The following is a 23,655-nucleotide window of genomic DNA, read 5'->3' as shown; positions in this document are numbered from 1 at the left end:
TCCTGATTGCGGCCTCGTGGCCCTTTGCAAACTTTCCGCCAAGGCGATGCTCCTTCAAGGAACCGGCGGACCGTACCCATCGACCTGACTACGGACAAGCGCGATCGCCATACAAGATAGCCGGCGCGCGGGATTTTCAGACTCTTCGATCCCCTGTTAAACGCCGGGAAAGGGCCAGATCGTCCTGCTCGCGTATGATTTCCGCAGTCAGATCGACCAGCCGCCGTCGATATTGTAGGCCTGCCCGGACGTGTAGGTGGCGCCGGCCAGATAGACGGCGAGATCGGCGATTTCCTCCGGCGTGCCGAGCCGGCCCATTGGCTGGCGGGCGATGAAGGCGGCGCGGGCGGCATCGTAGTCGCCTTGCGCGTGCATGCGGTCCTGCAGCGACGGGCTCTCGACCGTGCCGGGGCAAATGGCGTTGCAGCGTATGCCCTTGCCGACATAGTCGGCGGCGATCGCCTTGGTCAGGCCCATGACGGCGGCCTTGGTCAGGCCATAGACGAAGCGGTTGGGCACGCCCTTGGTCGAACTGGCCAGCGAGGCCATGTTGATGATCGATCCGTCGCCGCGTTCCAGCATGCCGGGCAGCACAGCCCGGCTGGTGCGGATCATGGCGCGAACATTGAGGTTCAGCGCGAAATCGAGGTCGCCGTCCTTCATCTCCAGGATCGAGCCCGAATGGACGAAACCGGCGCAGTTGAACAGCACGTCGACGACACCGATCTCGGCAAAGGCGGCGTTGACGGCTTCGTCGTTGAGCACGTCCAGCTTGCGGGTCTTGATCCCCGGCGTCTTGGCGAGTTCCGCCAGCAGGGCCTCGTTGATGTCGGTGGCGTAGACGATGGCGCCAGCTTTTGCGAAGGCCAGTGCGCTCGCCTTGCCGATGCCTTGCGCCGCTGCCGTGACGACAACGACCTTGCCTGCCAGATCCGCCATACTGTTCTCCTCGTCCACTGGGATAGTTCGGGTCTACCTGCGGCTGGCCAAGGCGTCATGTGCCAGTCACGCATGATCGTGCAGCCTGCGCCGTTGATCGTTCACTGATAAAGATGTTTTTTCTCGTTAAAGAACATCTGTCCGTGCGTCAACCCCGAACACGGTCTCGACAGCACCGGGGGGAGCTTAAAGCGCGCGACGCGCTTTGGCTCTTTGCCTTTATATATGTCGTTGCCCCAAAACCGCTGCGCACTTTTGGGCGACATACATTAATCGCCGTAAGGCACCCAGACATTCTTGACCTCGACGGCGCGGCGCAGGAAGGCGTCGCCGGCGGCTTCGTCGGATGCCCAGTCGAGGCCGCGGCCATTTCCGCTCCAGATGCGCTTGAGGTTGCCGGTGGACTCGGCTTCCGCCTGGGCGCAGGTCTCAGCGTCGGCGAACACCCAGAGCCCGTCGACATCGTCATGCTTGGCCAGCACGCCGGCAAGTTCGGCGCTGCGACCGGTGACGATGTTGATGGCGCCTGAGGGAACGTCGGAATATTCGATGACCTGGTAGAGATCGGTGGCCAGCAGCGGATAGCGCTCCGAAGGCACCGCGACCACGGTGTTGCCCATGGCCAGCGCCGGTGCGACCAGCGAGATCAGGCCGAGCAGCGGCGAGCTGTCGGGGGCGACGATGCCGACGACGCCGACCGGTTCATGAAGCGCCAGCGTCACGGCACGCGCCGGCGGCTGGTGCACGCGGCCCTCGAACTTGTCGGCCAGACCGGCATAGAGGAAGAGGCGCTCTATGGACTGTTCTACTTCTTCCCGCGCGGCCTTGGCGCTGGCGCCGGTCAGCTCGGTGAGGCGGGCGGCAAACTCGGCGGCGCGGCCGGAGAGATTTTCGGCCAGATAGTAAAGCACCTGACTGCGGTTACAGGCGGTCGCCTCGGGCCAGCCCCTACAGGCGCGGGCTGCGGAGACAGCGTCGCGGATATCCTTGCGGCTGCCGAGACCAACCTCACCGGCCAGCTTGCCCTTGGCGGTGGCGACAGCCAGCGAATAATTGCCGTCCGGCCGTACCTGCTTGCCGCCGATGAATAGCTTTGCCGTGCGGTCGATTGCCGAGCCGTCGGCCTGCTCGACTGGCTGTGCGGAGGTCGTCGCCGGCTTGATGATCTGGCCGAGCGGCAGTTTCGCCGCGAGATATTCGAACATGCCCTCGCGCCCGCCTTCGCGACCGAAACCGCTCTCGCGGTAGCCGCCGAAGCCGCAGGCGGCGTCGAACATGTTGGTGCCGTTGACCCAGACCACGCCGGCCTTCAATTGCGGCGCGACGTGCAGGGCAAGGTTGACGTTCTCGCTCCACACCGAGGCGGCGAGGCCATAGCGCGTGTTGTTGGCGAGCTCGATCGCTTCCTCGGTATTGCGGAAGGTCATGGTCGCCAGAACAGGGCCGAACACCTCTTCTTGCGCCAATATGTTAGCCGGCGAAACACCTGTGGCGAGCGTCGGCAGATGGTAGTAGCCGGAAGACGGCAGCGCCGCATCCGGCTGCCAGCAGACGGCGCCCTGCCTGGCACCTTCGGCGACCAGGCCCTTGACGCGCTCGAGCTGTGTGGCGTCGACCAGCGGGCCGATATCGGTGTTCTTGTCGAGCGGGCTGCCGACGCGCAGCCGGCTCATCCGCGTCTTGACCTTGGCGATCAGGGCGTCGGCGATGCCTTCCTGGACCAGCAGTCGCGAACCGGCGCAGCATACCTGGCCCTGGTTGAACCAGATACCGTCGACCAGGCCTTCGACGGCGCTGTCGAGATCGGCATCCTCGAAGACGATGAAGGCCGACTTGCCGCCAAGTTCCAGCGACAGTTTCTTGCCCGAGCCGGCGGTGGCTTTCCGGATGATCTTGCCGACTTCGGAAGAACCGGTAAAGGCGATCTTCTGGATGCCGGGATGGTTGACGATGGCCCCGCCGGCCTCAGGACCGCCCTGCACGATGTTGACGACACCTTTCGGCACGCCGGCGCGCTCGCAGATCTCAGCAAACAGGATTGATGTCAGCGGCGTGAACTCGGCCGGCTTCAGCACCACGGTGCAGCCGGCGGCGAGGGCCGGCGCGATCTTCCAGGCCAGCATCAGCAGCGGAAAGTTCCACGGGATGATCTGGCCGACCACGCCGACACCCTTGTGGCCGGGGAAATCCTTGTCCAGCGCCTGCGCCCAACCGGCATGGTGTATGAAATGGCGGATCGCCAGCGGCACGTCGATGTCGCGGCTTTCGCGGATCGGCTTGCCGTTGTCGATGGTCTCAAGCACTGCGAACAGGCGCTGGTGGCGCTGCATGGCGCGGCCGATGGCATAAAGCACCTTGGCGCGCTGATAGCCCGAGGCTGCCGACCACTTCGGCAGCGCCTTGGTGGCCGCCGCAACCGCCGCGTCGATGTCGACGGCATTGGCGTCGGATATCTTGGCCAGCAGCTTGCCGGAAGACGGCTCGCTGGTTTCGAAAGTCTTGCCGCCGGACGCGGCTTTCCAGTCGCCGCCGATGAACAGCGCCTTGCCGAAATCGCGCGCGGCAAGCCATGCATCGGCCTCGTTGCGGGCTTCCGGCGCCGGGCCGTATTCCATGGCGTGGTAGCGGTCGAGAATGTTCATTGGGCGCCTCCTTCACCCCTCCCACTTGTGGGAGGGTCGATCGGCTTGCCGATCGGGGTGGGGGTAAATCTCTCAAGCCATCGCGTGGCGATGATTGGCCGAATAGTGTCCGGTCAGATGGTGCTCGAGCTGGCGCTCGATGTCGGTCAAGAGGCTCGACGCACCGAAGCGGAACAGGTCCGGCTCCAGCCATGGGCGGCCGAGTTCTTCCTTCATCAGCACCAGCCAGTCGAGTGAGGCCTTGGCCGTGGAAATGCCGCCGGCCGGCTTGAAGCCGATGAGATAGCCGGTTTCCTCGAAATAGGCCCTGATGGCGCGCACCATGGCGAGGCCGACGGGCAGCGTCGCATTGACGCTTTCCTTGCCGGTCGAGGTCTTGATGAAGTCGGCGCCTGCCATCATCGCTACCATCGAGGCCAGCATGACATTGCGCAGCGTGGCGAGGTCGCCGGTGCCGAGGATGACCTTCAGATGCGCGTCACCGCAAGCGGCGCGCATCGAGACGATCTCATTGTATAGCTCGCGCCATTTGGCGCCGAACACCAGCCCGCGTGGAATGACCACGTCGATCTCGTCGGCGCCGTCGCGGACCGAGGCTTCGATTTCCTGCAGGCGGGTCGACAGGGGTGCCAGACCATGCGGGAAGGCGGTGGAGACGGCGGCGACATGGATGCCGGCGCCGCGCACGGCATCGACGGCGGTGGTGACGAAGGGATGGTAGACGCAGACGGCGGCCGGGCGGATGGTTTCACCTGATATGCCCAGGCCCTCGACGATGTCGCGGCGGAACGGATTGATCGCCTTGGCGCAGAGCCGGCGCACACGCTCCTCGGTGTCGTTGGAATTCAGCGTCGTCAAATCCATGCAGGCGACAGCGCGCAGCAGCCAGGCCGCCTGGTTGTCGGCCTTGATCGAGCGCCGCTTGGTCAGGCTGGCGACGCGCCGTTCCAGCGCCGAGCGGTTGACGCTGCGCACCGATTCCATGAAGCCGAGATCGAGCTTCATGCCGGGATTGCGCGCAATGCGATGGTCCGGTGGAACGGCTGTGTTGGCGGCGGCACGCGCCGGCAGCGGCGTCACCTTGGACGAGCCGATATCGGCTTCTCGGATTGTGCTGCTCATCTCCTGCCCTTTCATTCAGCGACGTGTGCCGAAGATAGCCCGTGAAGCCGTACTTCACGAGTCCTGCGGGCGGTCATAACCGAAAAAGGCGGCGAAAGCAGCAATTTTGACCGTGCGGTCAAAAGCATAGACTTCGAGATGTTGGTGCGGCTCAGCCGACGAAGGCGCGCTCGACGACAAAAGTCGCTGGATGGCTCAGCGAGCCTTCCTCGAAGCCGAGGCTTTCGGCCAGGTCCTTGACGTCCTTCAGCATATGCATCGAGCCGCAGATCATGATGCGGTCGGTTTCCGGGCTGAGCTTGTCGATGCCGAGATCGCTGTAGAACTTGCCGGAGCCGATCAGCGCGGTGATGCGGCCCATGCGTGCCGACTCTTCGCGGGTCGTCGAATTGTAGAGCGTGACGCGCCCAGTGGTCAGTTCACCGATCAGCGGGTCGCTTTCCAACGCCGCGACCAGCTCCTGGCCGTAGGTGAGTTCCGCATTGTCGCGGCAGGTATGGGTCAGGACCAGCTGATCGAATTTGTCGTAGGTGTCAGGGTCGCGCAGCAGGCTGGCGAAAGGCGCGATGCCGGTGCCGGTCGAGATCATGAACAGCCGCTTGGCCGGGGTCAGCGCGTCGACCACCAGCGTGCCGGTCGACTTCTGGCGCATGATGACGGTGTCGCCGACCTGGATCTTCTGCAGCTCCGAGGTCAGCGGGCCGTCCGGCACCTTGATCGAGAAGAATTCCAGCTCTTCGTCCCAGGCCGGACTTGCCACCGAATAGGCGCGGTACACCGGCTTCTCGGCATTGGGCAGGCCGATCATGACGAACTCGCCGGAGCGGAAGCGCAACGACTGCGGACGGGTGATGCGGAACGAGAACAGCCGGTCGGTGTAGTGCTTCACCGAGACGACGGTTTCGGCATAGACGTTGGCCGGAATCGGGAACTGCAGCGGTCGGGCGCCGACGGTGTTGAGAGCGGATGTGGTGTTCATCAAATCCAACCTTCTGGCCCAACCGTGGACGCGGGCGCCAAACTTTCACCTGCACGCCCGGACCATTCAGATCCCGGCGGGCTGTTCGCACACTGCAAAGCGGCAAGCTCTTGTGTCCGGAATTTATTAGTATACAAACGATATTTGCGTCAAGATGCTCCCTTAAAACAGCTTTCCAAACTGGCGCATATCCGTAGTCCGCGCATTTCGGGTTTCGACGATGGAAGAGAATATTTCGGCGCAAGCGCGCAATTCCCGGGGAAATGTCGTCGCCGGTATCGATGTCGGCGGCACCTTCACCGACCTGCTCCTGATCGACGGAAGCGACGGCGGCCGGGTGTATCTGGCCAAGACGCCGACCACGGTGGACAACCAGGCTTTCGGTGTCGTTTCGGCACTCGGCGCCACCGGATTTGCCATCGATAGCATCGACCTCATCGTGCATGGCACGACCACCACCACCAATGCGGTGCTGGAACGCCGGCTGGCGAAAACCGGCATGATCACCACGCGCGGTTTTCGCGACGTGATCGAACTGGGTCGGCGCACGCGGCCGCAGGCCTATGGCATGACCGGCAGCTTCGTGCCGATCATTCCGCGCAATCTCAGGCTCGAAGTCTCGGAGCGCGTCGAAGCATCGGGCGCGGTGCGCACGCCGCTCGACGAGACCGAGATGCGCGACGCCGTGCAGACGCTGATCGCGGCCGGTTGCGAATCCCTCGTCATCCATTTCCTGCATTCCTACGCCAACCCGGCACATGAGCGGCGCGCCGCCGAAATCGCCGCCGAGCTCTGGCCGAACGGCTACATCACGGCAGGCCACGCGCTGCTGTCGGAGGCGCGCGAGTTCGAGCGCGGCGTCACCGCGTCGGTCAACGCCTCCGTGCAGCCGATCCTCGAGCGCTATGTCGAGCGGCTGCGCAAGGAATTGGGCGCAAAAGGCTATGCCCGCGACTTCCTGATCATGAACGGCAATGGCGGCATGATCTCGGCCCGCTTCGTCACACGTGAATCGGCCAAGACGGTCATGTCCGGCCCGGCCTCCGGCGTCATCGCCGCCGCCTATACCGGAAAACGCGCCGGCTTCGAAAACCTCGTCACCTATGACATGGGCGGCACCTCGACCGACGTGGCGCTGATCCGCAATGCCGAGCCGGCAGTCTCGAACGAGATCGAGATCGAATATGCGATGCCGATCCATGTGCCGATGGTGGCGGTGCACACGGTCGGCGCCGGCGGCGGCTCGATCGCCCGCGTCGATGCGGCCGGCCTGATCCAGATCGGTCCGGAAAGTGCCGGCGCCAATCCCGGCCCGATCTGCTACGGACGTGGCGGCCTCGAGCCAACCATTACCGACGCCAATCTGGTGCTCGGCCGGCTGGCGCCGAAGAAGCTGCTGGCGGTCCAAAATCCCGTCACATCAGAGCGCGTCACCAGCATTTTCGAGGACAAGATCGGCAAGGCGACCGGCCTGTCCGGCGTCGAGGCGGCGGGCGCGGTGCTGCGGCTCGGCAACATGAAGATGGCCGGCGCCATCCGCATGGTCTCGGTGTCGCGCGGCCATGACCCTCGTGATTTCGCGCTGTTCGCCTTTGGCGGCGCCGGCCCGCTGCATGCGACCGCCCTGGCGCGCGAACTCGGCCTGCCCAAGGTGCTGGTGCCGGCGCGTCCGGGCATCACCAACGCACTCGGCTGCGTCGTCGCCGACCTGCGCCATGACTTCGTCAACACCATCAACCAGCCGGTGGCGGTGCTCGACGAAAAACAGCTTCCTACTGTATTGGAACGCCACCGAAACGAAGGTGAAGAGCTGATCGGCAAGGAAGCGGTGAAGCCGGAGACGATCCGCGTTACCCACTCCGCCGACATGCAGTTCGTCGGCCAGACCCACATCATCAACGTGCCGCTGCCGTCCTCATCGGTGACGCGGGCAACACTGCAGCAGCTTTTCGAAAAGGCCTATTTCGCCCGCTTCAAGGTCGAACTGCCGGAAATCCGCGCCAACCTCGTCAATCTCAACACGTCGGTGACCGGCGTGCGTCCGGCGATCGATCTGTCGCGGCTGATCGATCCGGCGGGGCGCGCAACAACGCTGGATGAGGCAAGGCGCGAAATCCGGCCGGTCTGGTATGGCGGGCGTTGGCACGATACGCCGGTATATGCACGCGAAAAACTGCCGCTTGACGCTGAAATCGAAGGGCCGGCGATCCTCGAACAGATGGACGCCACCACCGTGCTCGAGCCCGGCGACCGCGCACGCTGCGACGCCGACGGCAACATCATCATCGACATCGGCGAGGCCTGAGATGCCTGACATTGATATGGCAAAACTCGACGCCATCACCCTTTCGGTCCTCCAGGCGGCCCTGCAACAGGTCTGCGACGAGATGGACCTTACGTTCTCTCGCGCCGCTTTCTCGCCTGTCATCGCCGAAGCCAACGACCGCTCCGACGGCATCTATTCGGCTGTCGATGGTTCGCTGATCGCGCAGGGAAGCCAAGGCCTGCCGGTGTTCGTCGGCGTCATGCAATATTCGACCAGGACGGTGATCGAGATGATCGCCGACGGCCGCTGCCTAGCCCCGGAGCCGGGTGACATCTACATCGTCAACGACCCCTATCTCGGCGGCACCCATCTGATGGATGTGCGCTTCGCCATGCCGGTCTACCGGGCCGGAAAAATCTTCTGCTGGCTGTCCAACACCGGCCACTGGCCAGACATTGGCGGCTCGGTGCCGGGCGGTTTTTCGGCCTCCGCGACCGCGGTCGAGCAGGAAGGCCTGCGGCTGCCGCCCGTAAAACTGTTCAAGAAGGGCGTGCTCGATCCGGAGATCTACGCCATCATCTGCTCCAACATCCGCGTTGCCGACCAGCGCATCGGCGACATCAGGGCCCAGGCCGCCGCACTGCTGATCGGCCAGGACCGGCTTAACGGAATCCTGGATCGTTACGGTGACGAAACCGTTGTCGAGGCGATCGCCGAACTGCGCCGCCGCGCCGCCGAGCAGATGCGCGCCAACATCTCAGCCATTCCCGACGGCACCTACCATTCCAAGGCGTTTGTCGATTCCGACGGGGTGGTCAACGAGCCGCTGACCATCGCGCTCGCCGTCGAGAAAAAAGGCAATACGCTGACTTTCGATTTCACCGGCTCGTCAAAGCCCTGCGCCGGGCCGATGAACAGCGTGCTGGCGACGACTTTGTCCTCGGTCTATCTCGCCATGCGCCACATTTTCCCTGATGTGCCGATCAGCGCCGGTGCCTTCGAACCGCTTGAAGTCAAGCGGCCGGAAGGCACTTTCCTCGACGCCAGATACCCGCGCCCCGTCTCGGGCTGCGCCGCCGAAGTGTCGCAGCGCATCGCCGAGGCGGTGTTCGCGGCCATGGTGCAGGCGCTGCCCGACAAGGTGACGGCGGCGCCCGCCGGCTCCAGCGGCAATTTCGCTCTTGGCGGCAACGACCCGGCGCGCGGCCGCGATTATGTGATGTACCAGATCTCCGGCGGCGGCTATGGCGGCAATTCAGGCCATGACGGGCTGACCAATGGCTGCTCGACCATCGGCATCTCGAAGTCGCCACCGGTCGAGATCATGGAACAGGCATTCCCGGTGCTCTACCGCCATTATGCCTTGCGCGAGGGTTCGGGCGGCGCTGGCAAGCATCGCGGCGGTTTCGGCCTCGCCTATGAGGTCGAAATCCTGCGCGGTGACGCCCGGGCCTCCTTCGTCATGGACCACGGCCGTTTCGGCCCACAGGGCGCACTCGGCGGCAGGGATGGCGCGGTCAACACGGTGACCGTCTTCCGCAACGGCGAGGAACATGTGCCGCTGCACCTTTCGAAGGAGCAGGACATTGCGCTCAAGGCCGGCGACCGCGTGCGCGTCGGCACGCCGGGCGGCGGCGGCTACGGCGATCCGCTGCAGCGCGATCCGGATCTGGTGCTGCGCGACGTGGCGCTGGGGTACTACACATCAGAGGAAGCCACCGAAAAGTTTGGCGTTGTCCTCTCGGCCGGGGAGTTGGCCATCGACCGGGCGGCGACCAACAAGCAGCGCGCCGGGTAACGCACCACCGATCGCCTGGCCTGGATCGCCCGCCGCGCCGCGATCGCCGCAGCGCATGTCGTTTCCGTCTCCGTCACACGCCTGGAAGACCGTAGACTTCCCGCTTTCAACGGGGAACTCGAACATGCGTCTTTCCGGTCGTTTCGTGCTTGCCGCTTCCGTCGCTCTCACCCTTGCCACGGGCGCCGCCTCCGCCCAGGACAAAAAACTCAGGATCGGTACCGAGGGCGCCTATCCGCCCTTCAATTACGCCAGTGCCGACGGCACGCTGGGTGGCTTCGACATCGACTTGGGGAAGGCGCTGTGCGCCGAGATGAAGGCCGAGTGTGAGTTCAGCGTGCAGGATTTCGATGGTTCCATACCGGCGCTGCAGGCCGGCAAGTTCGACGCCATCATCAACATCACCATCACGCCCGAGCGGGCCGAGAAGGTCGAGTTCACCCACAAATACTACCAGACACCGCCGGCCATCGCCGTACCGAAGGACTCAACCGTCGCGGGCACCTCGCCGGACGACCTGAAAGGCAAGGCGCTCGGCGTGCAGACCGCGACCATCCACCAGAAATTCGCCGAGCAGAAATATTCAGGCTCCACCGTCAAGGCCTATCCGACCGGCGACGACGCCCGCACCGACATGGCCAATGGCCGCCTCGACGCGATGATGGACGGCTCGATCATCTTGACCGAATGGCTGAAGAAGCCCGACGGCGCCTGCTGCAAGCTGCTCGGCACTCTGACGGCCGATCCGGCCATTCACGGCCCCGGCGTCGGCATCGCGCTGCAGAAGGGCAACAAGGAACTGGCCGACAAGCTCAATACGGCCATCGACGCGCTGCGCGCCAACGGAAAATACAAGGAAATCAACGACAAATATTTCTCGTTCGACGTCTACGGCGGCTGATCCTGACGCAATCACCTTCGGCAGCGCCGCCTGGCGCTGCCGTTTTTCTTGGATGATGGAGACTTCCTTGGCTGAGCGGCGTTCCCCTTTCTACAGCAGCATCGTCGGGCTGGGCGCGACCATGGGTCGTGTCGGGGGCGATTTCATCTCGGCCAAAACTTATTCCGACATTGCCGACGAGCACCTGAACACCCGCAAAAATGTCGGCGTGCAGGATCTCAGCACGATGGGCAAGATGGACGTCAAGGGGCCGGACGCCGAGGCGCTGGTCAACCATGTCATCGTCAATGACGCCGCCGCGATGAAGCCGGGGCAGGTGCGCTATTCCACCGTCTGTCGCGACGATGGCGGCATCATGGACGACCTCACCGTGTTTCGGTTGGGCCCGGAGCACTTCATGCTGGTGACCGGCTCGGTCAACCGCCTGAAGATGCTGCCCTGGCTGCATCATCACGCCCAGGGCCGCAAGGCCTATGTCACCGACATCACGGCGGCCATCGCCTTCCCGACCATCCAGGGCCCGCGCTCGCGCGAACTGCTGAAAGCGTTGATTGCGGATGCCGATCTGGATGGACTGAAGCGCTGGTCGTTCACGTCGGGCCATATCAACGGCACGCGGGTGCTGATCTCGCGCACCGGCGTGACCGGCGAACTCGGCTTCGAATTGTTCGTGCCGGCCGACGAGGCGGCCTCGCTCTGGGACGCGCTGATGCGCACCGGCCGTGACTTTGGCCTGAAACCCTATGGCGTGCTGGCGATGTTCACGCTGGGCCTGGAAAAGGCCTACCCGGCGCACGGCATCGACATGGACGAGAGCCGCACCCCGTTCCATGTCGGCCTCGACCGCTGGATCAAGTTCGACAAGGGCGATTTCGTCGGCCGCGAGGCGCTTCTCAAGGTCCGCGACACCGGCCTCGACGAACAATGGGTCGGACTGATCCTCGACGGCGACAAGCCGGCCGCGACCGATGCCAAGGTTCTGGCCGATGGCGAGGACGCCGGCATCGTCACCTACAGCGACCACGGCTATTCCCTCGGCAAGGTGCTGGCCACCGCGCATCTGCGGCTGCCCTTCACGGCTGTCGGCACCGAATTGAACATTGATATCGGTGGTCAGCCGACGCGTGCGGTCGTGGCGCCGATACCGTTCTTCGATCCGGAAGGTGTGAGGTTGCGAGGTTAGCTGACCCCCATCGGGTGTTTCGGCCTGTCCAAGGTATGCGGTCCGTCAACCCGAGCGACCGTCGAAACTTCTGCGGTAGCCGGAACGATCAGCTTTCGCCATCGATCAGCGTCTCCAGCAAATCGAGCAACTGCTCGAGCTTTTCGTGGCCGAAGCGCTGTTCGATGTCGTCATAAATGACACGACGCTCGGGCGACAGGGCGTCGATCAAGGCGGAACCCGCGGGCGCAATGGTTAGAACGACGCGGCGGCCGTCGCCTTCGGCCTTGTTGCGGGTGATGAATTTGCGTCCCTCGAGCGCCTTGATGATGCGCGTCAGGCTGGGCGGCAAAACCGAGGCGCGGTCGGCGAGTTCCGTCGCCTCGACCGGGCCGGCTTCGCTCAGCACGCGCAGCACGCGCCATTGCTGTTCGGTCACGTCATGCGCGGCAAGCATCGGCCGAAACCGCGCCATCACCGCTTCGCGGGCATGAAGCAGCGCCATCGGCAGAGAACGACGGGTATTTTCCGGCAGCAAGAAAAGAGCCTCCCACGCTTGCGATCGAAACAGGCCTCCCTCGGCCGAATCCGCCTGCCAGGGCCCGTTCCCGCCATCCCGTATCGTTGCACCAAGCCCGATGCAAGGCTTGACTTCGCGCATGCTGCATGTAATTAACGCGTTAATTACAACAAGGCAATAACCCAGGGAACGAAACGCCGTGCCTCACTTCTCCATCGAGTATTCGGCCAATCTCGATGCCAAGGTCGATATGGGCGAATTGTGCGCTCTGGTGTTGCGCACAGTGCTGGACACCGGGCTGTTCGAAACCGGCGCCGTGCGGGTGCGGGCGTTTCGCGCCGAGGCCTACGCGATGGCCGACAGGCTGCCGGAAAACGCCTTTCTCGACATGTCGTTTCGCATCGGCACCGGCCGCAGCGCCGACGACAAGAAGCGGACTGGCGAGGCTGTCTTCGCGGCGGTGAGCGAATACCTTGGCACGCTGTTCGAGACCCCGCATTTCGCCCTGTCGCTCGAAATCCGGGAAATCGACCCGGTGCTCAGCTGGAAGAGAAACGCAATCCACCCGCGACTGCGCGGCAAGTGACGGAACCCGACATGTCCGACCTGCAAGGCAATCTGAATAAGGCCGAGGCCTATCTGGCCCGCTTCAAGCACGATGGCGTGTTGAACCAGATCGGCGGCGAGGCGGTGCCGGCGCTCGACGGCACGACGTTCGAAACGCTGTCGCCGGTCGACCTGAAGCCGCTGGCAAGCGTCGCGCGCGGCGGGGCTGCCGACATCGACCGCGCCGCCAGGGCGGCGAAGGCGGCTTTCCCGGCCTGGGCCGCCATGCCTGGCGAGGCACGCAAGAAGCTGCTGCACAGAATCGCCGACGCGATCGAGGCGCGTGCCGAGGAGATCGCCTTCGTCGAATGCATGGATACCGGCCAGGCGCTGAAATTTATGGCCAAGGCGGCGTTGCGGGGTGCCGAGAATTTCCGCTTCTTCGCCGACCGTGCGCCCGAAGCGCGCGACGGCGAGACGCTGCGGACCACGGGCCAGGTCAACCTCACCACGCGGGTACCAATCGGCCCGGTCGGCATCATCACGCCGTGGAACACGCCGTTCATGCTGTCGACCTGGAAGATCGCACCAGCGCTGGCGGCCGGTTGCACCGTGGTTCATAAGCCGGCTGAATTTTCGCCGCTGACCGCCCGCCTGCTCGTCGAGATCGCCGAGGAGGCTGGCCTGCCGAAGGGTGTCTGGAACCTGGTCAACGGCCTGGGTGAAGATGCCGGCAAGGCGTTGACCGAGCATCCCGACATCAAGGCGATCGGCTTTGTCGGCGAAAGCCGCACCGGCTCGATGATCATGAAACAAGGCGCCGACACGTTGAAGCGCGTGCATTTCGAGCTTGGCGGCAAGAACCCGGTGATCGTCTTTGCCGACGCCGATCTCGAACGCGCCGCCGACGCCGTCGTATTCATGATCTATTCGCTGAATGGCGAACGCTGCACCTCGTCGTCGCGGCTGCTGGTTGAAGCCTCGGTCTATGAGAGCTTCACCGCCAAAGTCGCGGAGAGGGCGAAGCGCATCGTCGTCGGCCACCCGCTCGATCCGAAAACGGTGGTCGGGCCGCTGATCCATCCGGTGCATGAAAAGAAGGTGCTGTCCTATATCGAGATCGGCAGGTCGGAGGGGGCCACGCTCGCCGTCGGCGGCGGCAAGGTCGATGGGCCGGGCGGCGGCTGTTATGTCGGCCCGACCCTGTTCACCAACGTCTCCAACGGCATGCGTATCGCGCAGGAGGAGATTTTCGGGCCGGTGCTGAGCGCTATTCCCTTCAAGGACGAGGCTGAAGCGCTCGCGCTGGCCAACGACACCCAATACGGTCTGACCGGTTATCTCTGGACGTCCGACGTCACCCGCGCCTTCCGCTTCACCGATGCGTTGGATGCCGGCATGATCTGGGTCAACTCGGAGAATGTGCGCCATTTGCCGACACCGTTCGGCGGCGTCAAGAGTTCCGGCATCGGCCGCGACGGCGGGGACCATTCCTTCGACTTCTACATGGAGACGAAGAACGTAGCCTTCGCGACGACCGCGCACGCGATCCAGAAACTCGGCGGCTGACCGGAGGAAATCAGATGCCCTTGCCCAAGCCCAATCTCTATCCCGCCTTCAACATCGTGCGCCTCAGCCATGTCGAGCTGGCCGTCACCGACCTCGCCAAATCCCGTGCGTTCTATGTCGATACGCTCGGCCTCCAGGTCACCGACGAGACTTCGGACACCATCTATCTCAGGGCGCTGGAGGAGCGCGGGCACCATTGTATCGTGCTGAAGAAGGGGGCCACGGCCGAAGCCCGCGACCTCGGCTTCAAGGTCTTCTCGGACGAGGATCTCGACAAAGCGGTGCATTTCTTCAAGGGAAAAGGCCTGCCGGTGAAATGGGTCGAGCGACCCTACCAGTCGCGAACCTTCCGCACCCGCGATCCGCACGGCATTCCGCTCGAATTCTACGCTGAGATGGAGCGGCTGCCGCCGATCCACCAGAAATACGCGCTGTACAAGGGCGTGAAGCCGCTGCGCATCGACCACTTCAACTGCTTCTCGCCCAATGTCGACGAGTCCGTCGCCTTCTACAACGAGCTCGGCTTCCGGGTGACCGAGTATACCGAGGACGCCAGCAGCGGAAGACTGTGGGCGGCGTGGACGCACCGCAAGGGCGGCGTGCACGACATCGCCTTCACCAACGGCATCGGCCCGCGCCTGCACCACGTCGCCTTCTGGGTGCCGACGCCGCTCAACATCATCGACCTGCTCGATCTGATGGCAACGACGGGCTATTTGCCGAACATCGAACGCGGCCCCGGCCGGCACGGCATTTCCAATGCCTTCTTCCTCTATGTCAGAGACCCGGACAACCACCGCATCGAGATCTACTGTTCGGACTACCAGACGGTCGATCCGGACCTCGAGCCGATCAAATGGGACCTCAAGGACCCGCAGCGCCAGACGCTGTGGGGCGCGCCGGCGCCGAAAAGCTGGTTCGAGGAGGGTAGTGTATTTGCCGGAGCTGCGGTGCGCCAGCCGGATTTGGCGGCTTCGCCGATCATTGCGCCGTGACGATGGACGAGGAGACCCGGATGACTGGACATGGGCGGCTCGCCACCTTCACCGTCGGCGGCAAGGCGCGCTATGGCGCGATCACGGGCAAGGGCGTCGTCGACCTGTCGGCGCGCCACAGACAGTGGCCGACGCTGCGCGAAGTGATCGAGGCCGGCGCCTTGCGCCGGCTGGCGGAAGGGGCTGAGGCCTTCGCCGCCGATTTCCCGCTCGGCGCCATCGCCTACGAAATCCCGATCCCGTCGCCGGAAAAGATCATCTGCGTTGGCGTCAACTATTCGGACCGCAACGAGGAGTACAAGGACGGCCAGGCTGCGCCCTCCAACCCGTCGCTGTTCATCCGCTTTCCCCGTTCATTCGTCGGCCATGGCGCGCCGCTGGTGCGGCCGCCGGAATCACCCCAGCTCGACTATGAGGGCGAAATCGTCATCGTCATCGGCAAGGCAGGCCGGCGCATCGCGGAAGCCGACGCGCTCGGCCATATTGCGGCGCTGTCGCTGTGCAACGAGGGCACCATCCGCGACTGGGTGCGCCATGCCAAGTTCAACGTCACGCAAGGCAAGAATTTCGACCGCACGGGTTCGATCGGCCCCTGGCTGGTGCCGTTCACCGACGAGGCGCAGATTGCCGACATTGCGCTGACCACCCGCGTCAATGGCGAGCTGCGCCAGCAGGATCGCACCAGCCGGATGATCTTCCCGTTCCGCAAGATCATCAATTACATCTCGACCTTCACGACGCTGGTGCCGGGCGATATCATCGTCACCGGCACGCCGACGGGTGCCGGCGCCCGCTTCGATCCGCCGATCTGGCTGAAGCCCGGCGATGTGATCGAGGTGGAGGCCGATGGCATCGGCGTGCTCAGAAACGGTGTCGTCGACGGGGCAGCGCAATGACCCCGGAGCAAGTGGAAGACGCCGCGGCACGGCTGTTCGAGGCCGAGCGGTCGCGCCGCCAGATCCGTCTGCTCAGCCTCGATTTTCCCGATGCGACGATGGAGGACGCCTACCGCGTGCAAGCGGCGCTGGTGACGCGCAAGATCGATGCCGGGCTGAAGCCGAAGGGCTGGAAGATCGGGCTAACCTCCAAGGCGATGCAGTACGCTCTTGCCATCGACACGCCGGATTCGGGCGTGCTGTTCGACGACATGTTCTTCAATGACGGCGCGACGGTGCCGGCCGGCCGCTTCATCCAGCCTCGCGTCGAGGCCGAGATCGCCTTCGTCATGAAGGCGCCGCTGAAAGGCCCCGGCGTGACCATCTCCGATGTGCTCAACGCCACCGACTACATCACCCCGTCGCTGGAAATCCTCGACACGCGCATCGAACGCATCAATGCCGAGACGAAGAAGGCACGCACCTTCTTCGACACGATTTCCGACAATGCCGCCAATGCCGGCATCGTCATCGGCGGCCGGCCGCAGCGGCCTGATGAGGCCGACATGCGCTGGATCGGCGCCATCGTTTCGCGCAATGCCGAGGTCGAGGAAACCGGGCTCGGCGCCGGCGTGCTCAACCATCCGGCGATGGGCATTGCCTGGCTGGCCGACAGGCTCGCCCGCTACGGCATGTCGATCGCGGCCGGCGAGGTGGTGCTGTCAGGCTCTTTCGTGCGCCCGGTCGAGGCGCGGCCCGGCGACACAATCGTCGCCGATTTCGGCAGTTCGGGCACGGTCAGCATTCACTTCGCGAAGGGCTGACGGTTCCGCCGCCAACCCGCACGGCAGCCTCTATTCGCCACGCAGATAGGCAACCACCACATCGGCTGCGATGGCCGACATGCGCATGCCGACATCCCTGGTGATGTCGCCTTCGACGCGGCTCTGCACCCAGCCAAGAAAGGCGAAGGCGCGCAGAGCCGAAAACAGCGGCAGCGCGGCGATGTCGCGCGCCGTCAGCTCCCGCTCCTGCCGATAGCCGTCGAGCAGAGCGGCCTCGATCAGCGGATAGATCGCCTCCTCGCGGTTCTGGTACAGCGCGACGGCAAGGTCGTACATGTGCCAGCCATGGCCGCAATCGTCGAAGTCGATGATGCGGATCGCGCCGTCATGGACGAGCACATTCTCGCGCACCAGGTCGGCGTGGATGATGCCGAAATTGCGGGCGCTGCGTTCATGCTCCGACAGCGCCTCCACGGCCTTTTCCCGCGCCTGGAAAATCAGCTCGCGACGAGGGCCGTCGAGGAAGGGCGAGGTCTCGAAACGGCCCCAAATCGGGTTCGCACCGAAGAAGCCGTCGAAATCCCAGGCATGGCGGGCAAAGCCGGCGGGCGGCGTCCAGGCAGACGTGACATTGTGCATGTGGGCGATGGTTCGCCCCATCGCGGTAAAGACCTGTCTTGCCTGCTCGGGCGTAAAATCCAGCGGCACGCCTCGCGCGCCGACGGCGCGGCCTTCCAGCCAGCTCAAGCAATCGACTTGACGGGGTTGCACTGAGGCGTTGGCGCTGACAAGCACGAACAGATCGCCGGCCGGCGTGGCGACCGGCGAGGGTGTGGCGATGCCGGCCGATTGCAGAAAGCCCATCCATTGCAGTTCCGAGCGCAGGGCGGCGTCCGTGTGATAGCCAAGCCGATGAATGCGCATGGCGGCCGGCTGGCCTGTTGGCAAGATGACGCGAAACACCGCGTTCTCGCGGAATTTCAGCAGCTCCGGCTCACCCTCATCAATGCCCCAATGGGTGAGCGCGCGCCTGGCAAGCGCCGTGACATCGGCTGCCGTCTCGGGCTCGGACTGCGCGGAAACAGCGCTCACGCCTTCACTCCGCCGACTTCACCAAGCACCTCGTCAAGCAGCCCGATCAGGACGTCGGCATTGTCGCGTGAAAACGGCATTGGCGGGCGGATCTTCAGCACATTGCCGTGGATACCAGTCTTGCCCATCAGCACTCCGCGATGGCGCATGCGGTTGGCGGCCTGCTCGGCAATGTCGGGCGCCGGCTCGCGCGTCTCGCGGTCGTGAACCAGTTCGGCGCCGAAGAACAGGCCGGCGCCCCTGACCTCGCCGATGCATTCATGGCGCTCGGCCAGCGGGCGCAGCAGACCGAGCGCATAGGCGCCGACATCGCGTGCGTTGGCGACGAGATCGTCCTGCTCGATGACGTCGAGGACGGCATTGGCCACCGCGCAGGAAACCGGATTGCCGCCAAAGGTGTTGAAGTAACGGAAAGCGTTGCGGAAGGTCGCCAATGTGTCCTTGGTGGTGACCACGGCGGCGACCGGATGGCCGTTGCCCATCGGCTTGCCCATGGTGACGATGTCGGGAACGAAGCCGGCGCGCTGGTGGCCCCAGAAATGGCTGCCGGTTCGGCCGAAACCGGGCTGCACCTCGTCGGCGATGACCAGTCCTCCGGCGTCGCGCACCGCGCGCATGGCACCGTCGAAGAAGCCGCTGGGTAGCGTCGGAAAGCCTTCATTGGCGAGCAGCGGGCAGAGGATGATGCCGGACAGGCCGATGCCGTTCTCTTCCAGCGACGCGATGGCTTCGCGCACCGCGTCGCCAAAGGCTTTGCTGTTGGCCATCGCATCCGGCTGGCGATAGCTGTCGGGCGCCGGCACCAGCCTGACGTTGCGGGCGCGGCCTCCGACCGGCGGCATGCGGGTGCTGAGCTGCGAAACCGCCGTGGTGTTGCCATGGTAGGTGGCGTCGGTGGCGATGATGCCCATGCGGCCGGTCGCGGCCTGCGCCATGCGCAGCGCGATGTCGTTGGCCTCGCTGCCGGTGCAGGTCAGGATGGCGGTCGACAGGCTGGCATCGAAGGTCGCGGTCAGCCGCTCGACATAGTCGAGGATGGCGGTGTGCAGGTAGCGCGTGTGTGTGTTGAGCAGGCTTGCCTGCCGGCAAAGGGCCTCGACCACATGCGGGTGGCAGTGGCCGACATGCGCGACATTGTTGTAGGCGTCCAGATATTTGCGGCCGTCGGCTTCGTAGAGCCAGACGCCTTCACCGCGCACCAGGTGCACGGGCTCATCATAGAACAATTGCGATTTCCCCCCGAGCAGGCGGGAACGCCGGCTAACCAGAGCTTCCTGCGATTGAGCCATTTGCATCTCGAAACTCCGTTCCATCCACTAAACCGTCAGACCTTCGACAGGCCGGCATCCAGCGCCTCACCGATCTTCGTCACGTCGGCGGCGGTGATGATGAGCGGCGGCGACAGGATGATGGCGTTGCCCGACACGCGCAGCATGACGCCGGCCTCATAGGCGGCCTCCGAAACCACGGCCATGGTCTTCTTGTCGGCCGGCTTTTTCGTCGTGCGGTCCGAGACCAACTCCAGCGCCGCCATCAAGCCCTTGTACCTGACATCGCCGACGATCGCATGCCTGGCCTTCAGCTCCTCCAGCGCGGCCGCGAGTTCGACGCCCCGTGCCGCCGCGTTCTCGTTCAGGCGAAGCCGTTTGGTCTCGGCAAGCGCCGCCAGACCCGCGGCGCAGCCGACCGGGTGGCCGGAATAGGTATAGCCGTGGCCGATCGCACCAAAACTGGTCTTGTCGGCCTCGAAGACATCGGCGACTTTTCCGCCGATCAAGGTCGCGCCGAGCGGGAAATAACCTGACGTGATCGCCTTGGCGATGGTCATGAAGTCCGGCTTCACGCCGGACAGACGCGAACCCGACCATGCGCCGGTGCGGCCGAAGCCCGTCACCACCTCGTCGGCGATCAGCAGGATCTCGTGGCGGTCGCAGATTTCGCGCACCAGCGGCATGAAGCTCTCATGCGGAACGATGACGCCGCCGGCGCCGAGAACCGGCTCCATGATGAAAGCGGCGATGGTGTCGCCGCCCTGGAAGGCGATCTCGTCCTCCAGCGCCTTGGCGCAGAGCCTCGCCAACCGCGCGGGATCGGTCTCGTCGAATGGATTGCGGAAGGTCCAGGGTGCGGGAATGTGGAAGACGCCGGGCAGCAGCGGCTCGTAGTTGCGACGGAAATTGGCGTTGCCGTTAACCGACGCGCCGCCGAAATGCGTGCCGTGGTAGCCTTTCTTCAGCGCCAGGAACTTGGTGCGGTCGGCCTGGCCGCGGATCTTCCAATATTGCCTGGCCAGTCGCAGTGCCGTTTCGACCGAATCCGAGCCGCCCGAGGTGAAGAAGGTCCGCACCATGCCTTCAGGCTCGAACCATTCGCAGAGTTCGTAGGCGAGTTCGATCGACGGTCCAGTCGAGGTGCCGCGAAAACCGGAATAATAGGGCAGCGCGCCAAGCTGGTCGGCGATCGCCTTCTTGATCGGGGCGCAGCTGTAGCCGAGATTGACGTTCCACAGGCCGCCGACGGCATCGAGCACCGTGTTGCCGGCGATGTCGGTGACCATCACGCCCTCGCCCTTCATGATCACCTTTGGCGGGTTGGCCCGCATCTCGGCCGGATGCGCCATTGGGTGCCAGATCGGCTTGGCGTTGGTCTCGGTGAGGAAATTGATGTCGCGCATGAAAGGGCTCCGCAAAAATCTCAGGCAGCTGAAACGAGGTCGAAATGGCCGAGTGCTTCGGCATAGGATTGGGCCGGGTGAGCAACGTCGAAATGAACCGTGCGCATGCCGGCAGCACAGCCGCCATCGACATTGCGCTGCTGGTCGTCGACGAAGACGCAAGCACCGGCCGGCAGGCCGAGCGCTTCGGTGACCAAGGCATAGGCGCGCGGATCGGGCTTGAGGATGCCGGTGTAGGTGGCGTCGGTGATCACATCGAAGAAGCCGAGCAACGGCAGCCGCTGGCGGAAGTCGGCGCCGTAGAACAGGTCGAGTTCATTGGACAGTATGGCCAGTCGAAAGCCGGCCGCATGCACCGTGCGAATGGCGCTGTCGGCTTCGGGCCGCACCACCTTTTCCGGCTCCGCGCCACGCGCGCGCCGGACGAAGGTTTCCATCGCCTGCCAGTCCTCGCCGATGAGCTGACCGACCTCACTGGTGCGGGAGCGCCAGTAGTCGCGCTCGCTGATCTCGTCTGCTTGCATCGCGCGCCACAGCGGATCGCTGTCAGGATCGAACGGCCCGCGCCATTGCAGCGTTCCAGGCGCAAGGCCGAGCGCCTGTTCGGTCAAAGCATGCGTTTCGAACAGGGTCCGGGTGACGACGCCGCCGAAATCGAGGACAAGCGCCTGGGCGGGAACAGCACTCACGCTGCCACTCCCTTGGCCGGCTTGCCGCGCGGGACGATGCCTTCCTCGACCCAGCGGTCGAAGATCTCGAGCGCCTTGCCGACGAAGTCGTCGCTGTTGATGTGAGCGTCGATCTCGTGGAACTCGACCCCGGCGGGAATAGCCCTGCGCATTTCGTCAGTGAAGGCCGCGAGAGCCTCGGGGTCATAGAGCGGCTCGCCCTGCACGTCCCATTCCTGGATGCCTCCGGTTGGCAGGATGAAGGCGGAGCGGCCTTTCGCGGCACCGAGCTTGGCGGCGATGGTCTTGGCGACCTGGCGGCGATCGTCGGCATCGACGGTGACCGAAGCGATCAGCCTGTTGTGGGCATGAAACGGCCGCGTCGAGAATTTAGCCGGCAAATCCTGCCAGGTCGGCAGATCGACCATGTCGACCGCCCCGGGTGCGGCGATCTGCGGAATGCCGCGAGCGCCGGCATTCTCCAGCCGGTCGGCGCCGGAACTGACGACGGATCCCGCGAGATGATTGGTGATTTCCTGCAGGCTGAAGTCGAAGACCGCGCAGAAATGATCTTGGCCGGCGATCGATTCGAAGGCGCGGCCGCCCATTCCGGTGGTGTGGAAGACCGCAACGTCATAGCCGCGCCGTTCCAGGGCCGGCTTCAGCGTCTTCATGTAGCGCAGGCAGCTGCTGCCGAGCGAGGTCATGCCGATGGTCGGCCCCGGTGCCTGCGCCGACGCGCGAGACGCCAGTACGATTTTAGCCGCGCCGACGACCGCACCGCAGGCCTGCGACAGGACCAGCCTGCAGATGTTGTTGAGGCCGTACAGTCCGCCCGCCCAGAGGATCATCATCAGGTCGGGGGCGACGCGCTCGGGCGGGATGAGATGCGAATAGGCGATGGTCGAGACGACGAATTTCGGCACGCCGAGCGGCAGGCAAAGCGCCACGTCGAGCGCCAGATCGGTTCCCATGGAGCCGCCTATGGCAATGAACGCGTCGATCTCGCCACTTTGATGGAGCTTGCGCACCAGCTGCACGGCGCCGCCGGCCATCAGCGTCATGGCGGTGTTCTCATCACCGCTCGAAACGATCTCGGCGATCGTCACATCTACAGCCCGGGCCACGGCGTGCTTGTCGTGGTCCGGGCTGTAGGGCGGGTCGCCCAGCACGCTGACATCCATCATCACGGCGCTGCCGCCCGACGCCTCGATGCACTGTTTCATGAACAGCAGCTCTTCGGCCTTTGTGTCGCCGGTGCCGATGACCAGGATGCGGGGCGCTGTCTCCGAGGGCATCAGGCCTGCCTCCTCAAGATTTGCAGGTTTTCGCCGTTGAGGCGCATGGAAATCTCCCGTGCCGCCTCCCTCACGGCAAGTCCCCGTTCGGCGATCGCGGCTGCCGTCGTTCTGGCCTTTGGCGCCGCCACCGCGATGGTGCCGAGCGCAAAGCCATCCGCCCCGCGGATTGCCGCCGCGACGCTGATCACACCTTCCTCATAGCCCTGGTCGCAGATCGAATAGCCGCGCTCGCGCGCCTCGCTCATGGATCTTGAGATTGCGGCCGGCTCGATCAGCGTATGGGCCGTGAAAGCGTCGAGCGAACCCGTCAGGCATGCCTTGACGGTCTCGTCGCGGGCGAAGGCCAGATAGGCGATGCCTGACGCGGTCGAATGCAGGGGCAGCAACTGACCGATGTCGATGTTGACCCGGTTCGCCCATGCCGGATGCTCGACATGGACGGTGACCAGGCTGTCGACGCCGAATTCCGACAAATGCACGGTCTCGGCCGTCGATGCTGCCAGGTCCCGCACCAGCGGAACAGCCGTCTGCAGGAAGGGAAAGCGCGCTTCGCGGATGCGCGCCAGCCGCGACAGGCCGGCGCCGAGGCGATAGTGCCGCGTGCCGATATCCTGCTCGACAAAACCATGGCCGGCCAGCGCAACCAGCAGCCGCCTTGTCGTCGCCTTGTCGAAGCCCGAGCGGCGCGCCAGATCGGACAGGCCGAGCTCGGGCTCGTCGACGCTGAACAGCTCCAGAAGCGAGATCGCTTTTCCGACCGTACTCAAATTTGCCTCCCGGTTCGGGACAATCATTTAACGTGTGAATTAACTTGACAGGCA

The 23,655-nt window shown here is 64.5% G+C and carries 20 protein-coding genes; 9 read left to right on the top strand and 11 right to left on the bottom strand.

Annotated features, from left to right (window positions below):
• Positions 1-207: 207 nt before the first annotated feature.
• From NKJ04_RS01885 to NKJ04_RS01870, 4 genes are all read right to left on the bottom strand, one after another.
• Positions 208-939: an SDR family oxidoreductase gene (locus tag NKJ04_RS01885; RefSeq protein ID WP_352673122.1), complete on the bottom strand. Its 732-nt coding sequence runs from the start codon at positions 937-939 to the stop codon at positions 208-210.
• A 269-nt stretch (positions 940-1,208) separates the two neighbouring features.
• Positions 1,209-3,581, bottom strand: coding sequence for an aldehyde dehydrogenase family protein (locus NKJ04_RS01880; protein ID WP_352673120.1), 2,373 nt, complete (start codon positions 3,579-3,581; stop codon positions 1,209-1,211).
• Positions 3,582-3,653: 72 nt separating this feature from the next.
• The gene (deoC, locus tag NKJ04_RS01875) at positions 3,654-4,703 is read right to left on the bottom strand and encodes a deoxyribose-phosphate aldolase (RefSeq protein WP_031213095.1); all 1,050 of its coding nucleotides are present in this window, start codon (positions 4,701-4,703) and stop codon (positions 3,654-3,656) included.
• Positions 4,704-4,854: 151 nt separating this feature from the next.
• On the bottom strand, positions 4,855-5,682 hold the full coding sequence (locus NKJ04_RS01870) for a ferredoxin--NADP reductase (RefSeq protein WP_023810851.1): 828 nt from the start codon (positions 5,680-5,682) through the stop codon (positions 4,855-4,857).
• A 220-nt stretch (positions 5,683-5,902) separates the two neighbouring features.
• Here NKJ04_RS01870 and NKJ04_RS01865 point away from each other — a divergent pair, with 220 nt between their 5' ends.
• The 4 genes from NKJ04_RS01865 to NKJ04_RS01850 all read left to right on the top strand — a co-directional run bounded on the left by NKJ04_RS01865 (position 5,903) and on the right by NKJ04_RS01850 (position 11,830).
• A complete protein-coding gene (locus NKJ04_RS01865; protein ID WP_023810850.1) occupies positions 5,903-7,987 on the top strand; it encodes a hydantoinase/oxoprolinase family protein in 2,085 nt (694 codons plus the stop codon).
• A gap of 16 nt (positions 7,988-8,003) precedes the next feature.
• Complete coding sequence (locus tag NKJ04_RS01860; RefSeq protein WP_023810849.1) at positions 8,004-9,746, top strand: hydantoinase B/oxoprolinase family protein; 1,743 nt, start codon at positions 8,004-8,006, stop codon at positions 9,744-9,746.
• A gap of 124 nt (positions 9,747-9,870) precedes the next feature.
• Positions 9,871-10,647 (top strand): ABC transporter substrate-binding protein, encoded by a 777-nt coding sequence (locus NKJ04_RS01855; protein ID WP_031213093.1) that lies wholly within the window; start codon positions 9,871-9,873, stop codon positions 10,645-10,647.
• Positions 10,648-10,699: 52 nt separating this feature from the next.
• On the top strand, positions 10,700-11,830 hold the full coding sequence (locus tag NKJ04_RS01850; RefSeq protein WP_031213091.1) for a glycine cleavage T C-terminal barrel domain-containing protein: 1,131 nt from the start codon (positions 10,700-10,702) through the stop codon (positions 11,828-11,830).
• A gap of 88 nt (positions 11,831-11,918) precedes the next feature.
• On the opposite strand, the gene hpaR is transcribed toward NKJ04_RS01850, so the two are convergent.
• Positions 11,919-12,314, bottom strand: coding sequence for a homoprotocatechuate degradation operon regulator HpaR (hpaR, locus tag NKJ04_RS01845; RefSeq protein WP_127276380.1), 396 nt, complete (start codon positions 12,312-12,314; stop codon positions 11,919-11,921).
• A 214-nt stretch (positions 12,315-12,528) separates the two neighbouring features.
• Between hpaR and NKJ04_RS01840 the strand changes: the two genes are divergently transcribed.
• From NKJ04_RS01840 to hpaH, 5 genes are read left to right on the top strand one after another with little or no spacing between them, the layout of a single operon-like run.
• Positions 12,529-12,915 carry a 5-carboxymethyl-2-hydroxymuconate Delta-isomerase gene (locus tag NKJ04_RS01840; protein ID WP_023810846.1) on the top strand — a complete coding sequence of 129 codons (387 nt, stop codon included), beginning with the start codon at positions 12,529-12,531 and terminating at the stop codon, positions 12,913-12,915.
• Positions 12,916-12,926: 11 nt separating this feature from the next.
• Complete coding sequence (gene hpaE / locus NKJ04_RS01835) at positions 12,927-14,444, top strand: 5-carboxymethyl-2-hydroxymuconate semialdehyde dehydrogenase (RefSeq protein ID WP_023810845.1); 1,518 nt, start codon at positions 12,927-12,929, stop codon at positions 14,442-14,444.
• A gap of 14 nt (positions 14,445-14,458) precedes the next feature.
• Entirely contained in the window at positions 14,459-15,439 is a 981-nt protein-coding gene (gene hpaD / locus NKJ04_RS01830; protein WP_023810844.1) for a 3,4-dihydroxyphenylacetate 2,3-dioxygenase, read from the top strand.
• A gap of 20 nt (positions 15,440-15,459) precedes the next feature.
• Entirely contained in the window at positions 15,460-16,335 is an 876-nt protein-coding gene (locus tag NKJ04_RS01825) for a fumarylacetoacetate hydrolase family protein (protein WP_023810843.1), read from the top strand.
• Positions 16,332-17,138: a 2-oxo-hept-4-ene-1,7-dioate hydratase gene (hpaH, locus tag NKJ04_RS01820; protein WP_023810842.1), complete on the top strand. Its 807-nt coding sequence runs from the start codon at positions 16,332-16,334 to the stop codon at positions 17,136-17,138. The genes NKJ04_RS01825 and hpaH overlap by 4 nt, the downstream gene beginning before the upstream one ends.
• A gap of 30 nt (positions 17,139-17,168) precedes the next feature.
• On the opposite strand, the gene NKJ04_RS01815 is transcribed toward hpaH, so the two are convergent.
• From NKJ04_RS01815 to NKJ04_RS01790, 6 genes are read right to left on the bottom strand one after another with little or no spacing between them, the layout of a single operon-like run.
• Positions 17,169-18,191: a phosphotransferase enzyme family protein gene (locus tag NKJ04_RS01815; protein WP_023810841.1), complete on the bottom strand. Its 1,023-nt coding sequence runs from the start codon at positions 18,189-18,191 to the stop codon at positions 17,169-17,171.
• Complete coding sequence (locus tag NKJ04_RS01810; RefSeq protein WP_352673218.1) at positions 18,188-19,480, bottom strand: aminotransferase class III-fold pyridoxal phosphate-dependent enzyme; 1,293 nt, start codon at positions 19,478-19,480, stop codon at positions 18,188-18,190. Before NKJ04_RS01810 ends, NKJ04_RS01815 begins: the two co-directional genes overlap by 4 nt.
• A 35-nt stretch (positions 19,481-19,515) precedes the next feature.
• Complete coding sequence (locus tag NKJ04_RS01805; RefSeq protein ID WP_352673113.1) at positions 19,516-20,865, bottom strand: aminotransferase class III-fold pyridoxal phosphate-dependent enzyme; 1,350 nt, start codon at positions 20,863-20,865, stop codon at positions 19,516-19,518.
• Positions 20,866-20,885: 20 nt separating this feature from the next.
• Positions 20,886-21,554 (bottom strand): HAD family hydrolase, encoded by a 669-nt coding sequence (locus NKJ04_RS01800; protein WP_352673111.1) that lies wholly within the window; start codon positions 21,552-21,554, stop codon positions 20,886-20,888.
• Positions 21,551-22,831, bottom strand: a complete 1,281-nt coding sequence (locus NKJ04_RS01795) for a Tm-1-like ATP-binding domain-containing protein (protein WP_352553237.1) — start codon at positions 22,829-22,831, stop codon at positions 21,551-21,553. Before NKJ04_RS01795 ends, NKJ04_RS01800 begins: the two co-directional genes overlap by 4 nt.
• Entirely contained in the window at positions 22,831-23,601 is a 771-nt protein-coding gene (locus NKJ04_RS01790; protein ID WP_352440634.1) for an IclR family transcriptional regulator, read from the bottom strand. Before NKJ04_RS01790 ends, NKJ04_RS01795 begins: the two co-directional genes overlap by 1 nt.
• Positions 23,602-23,655: the final 54 nt, after the last annotated feature.

Origin of the sequence: Mesorhizobium sp. M0618 (genome assembly GCF_040320765.1) — a bacterium.
GTDB lineage: Bacteria > Pseudomonadota > Alphaproteobacteria > Rhizobiales > Rhizobiaceae > Mesorhizobium.
This window is presented reverse-complemented; position numbering and strand designations above follow the sequence as displayed.

What these genes read in the sequence shown, in the direction of transcription:
- NKJ04_RS01850 (WP_031213091.1), top strand. Translation starts at nt 10,700, where the DNA reads ATGATGGAGACTTCCTTGGCTGAGCGGCGTTCCCCTTTCTACAGCAGC.
- NKJ04_RS01885 (WP_352673122.1), bottom strand. Translation starts at nt 939, where the DNA reads ATGGCGGATCTGGCAGGCAAGGTCGTTGTCGTCACGGCAGCGGCGCAA.
- hpaR (WP_127276380.1), bottom strand. Translation starts at nt 12,314, where the DNA reads ATGGCGCTGCTTCATGCCCGCGAAGCGGTGATGGCGCGGTTTCGGCCG.
- NKJ04_RS01880 (WP_352673120.1), bottom strand. Translation starts at nt 3,581, where the DNA reads ATGAACATTCTCGACCGCTACCACGCCATGGAATACGGCCCGGCGCCG.
- hpaD (WP_023810844.1), top strand. Translation starts at nt 14,459, where the DNA reads ATGCCCTTGCCCAAGCCCAATCTCTATCCCGCCTTCAACATCGTGCGC.
- NKJ04_RS01795 (WP_352553237.1), bottom strand. Translation starts at nt 22,831, where the DNA reads ATGCCCTCGGAGACAGCGCCCCGCATCCTGGTCATCGGCACCGGCGAC.
- NKJ04_RS01825 (WP_023810843.1), top strand. Translation starts at nt 15,460, where the DNA reads ATGACTGGACATGGGCGGCTCGCCACCTTCACCGTCGGCGGCAAGGCG.
- NKJ04_RS01855 (WP_031213093.1), top strand. Translation starts at nt 9,871, where the DNA reads ATGCGTCTTTCCGGTCGTTTCGTGCTTGCCGCTTCCGTCGCTCTCACC.
- deoC (WP_031213095.1), bottom strand. Translation starts at nt 4,703, where the DNA reads ATGAGCAGCACAATCCGAGAAGCCGATATCGGCTCGTCCAAGGTGACG.
- hpaE (WP_023810845.1), top strand. Translation starts at nt 12,927, where the DNA reads ATGTCCGACCTGCAAGGCAATCTGAATAAGGCCGAGGCCTATCTGGCC.
- NKJ04_RS01870 (WP_023810851.1), bottom strand. Translation starts at nt 5,682, where the DNA reads ATGAACACCACATCCGCTCTCAACACCGTCGGCGCCCGACCGCTGCAG.
- NKJ04_RS01805 (WP_352673113.1), bottom strand. Translation starts at nt 20,865, where the DNA reads ATGCGCGACATCAATTTCCTCACCGAGACCAACGCCAAGCCGATCTGG.
- NKJ04_RS01865 (WP_023810850.1), top strand. Translation starts at nt 5,903, where the DNA reads ATGGAAGAGAATATTTCGGCGCAAGCGCGCAATTCCCGGGGAAATGTC.
- NKJ04_RS01810 (WP_352673218.1), bottom strand. Translation starts at nt 19,480, where the DNA reads ATGGCTCAATCGCAGGAAGCTCTGGTTAGCCGGCGTTCCCGCCTGCTC.
- hpaH (WP_023810842.1), top strand. Translation starts at nt 16,332, where the DNA reads ATGACCCCGGAGCAAGTGGAAGACGCCGCGGCACGGCTGTTCGAGGCC.
- NKJ04_RS01860 (WP_023810849.1), top strand. Translation starts at nt 8,004, where the DNA reads ATGGCAAAACTCGACGCCATCACCCTTTCGGTCCTCCAGGCGGCCCTG.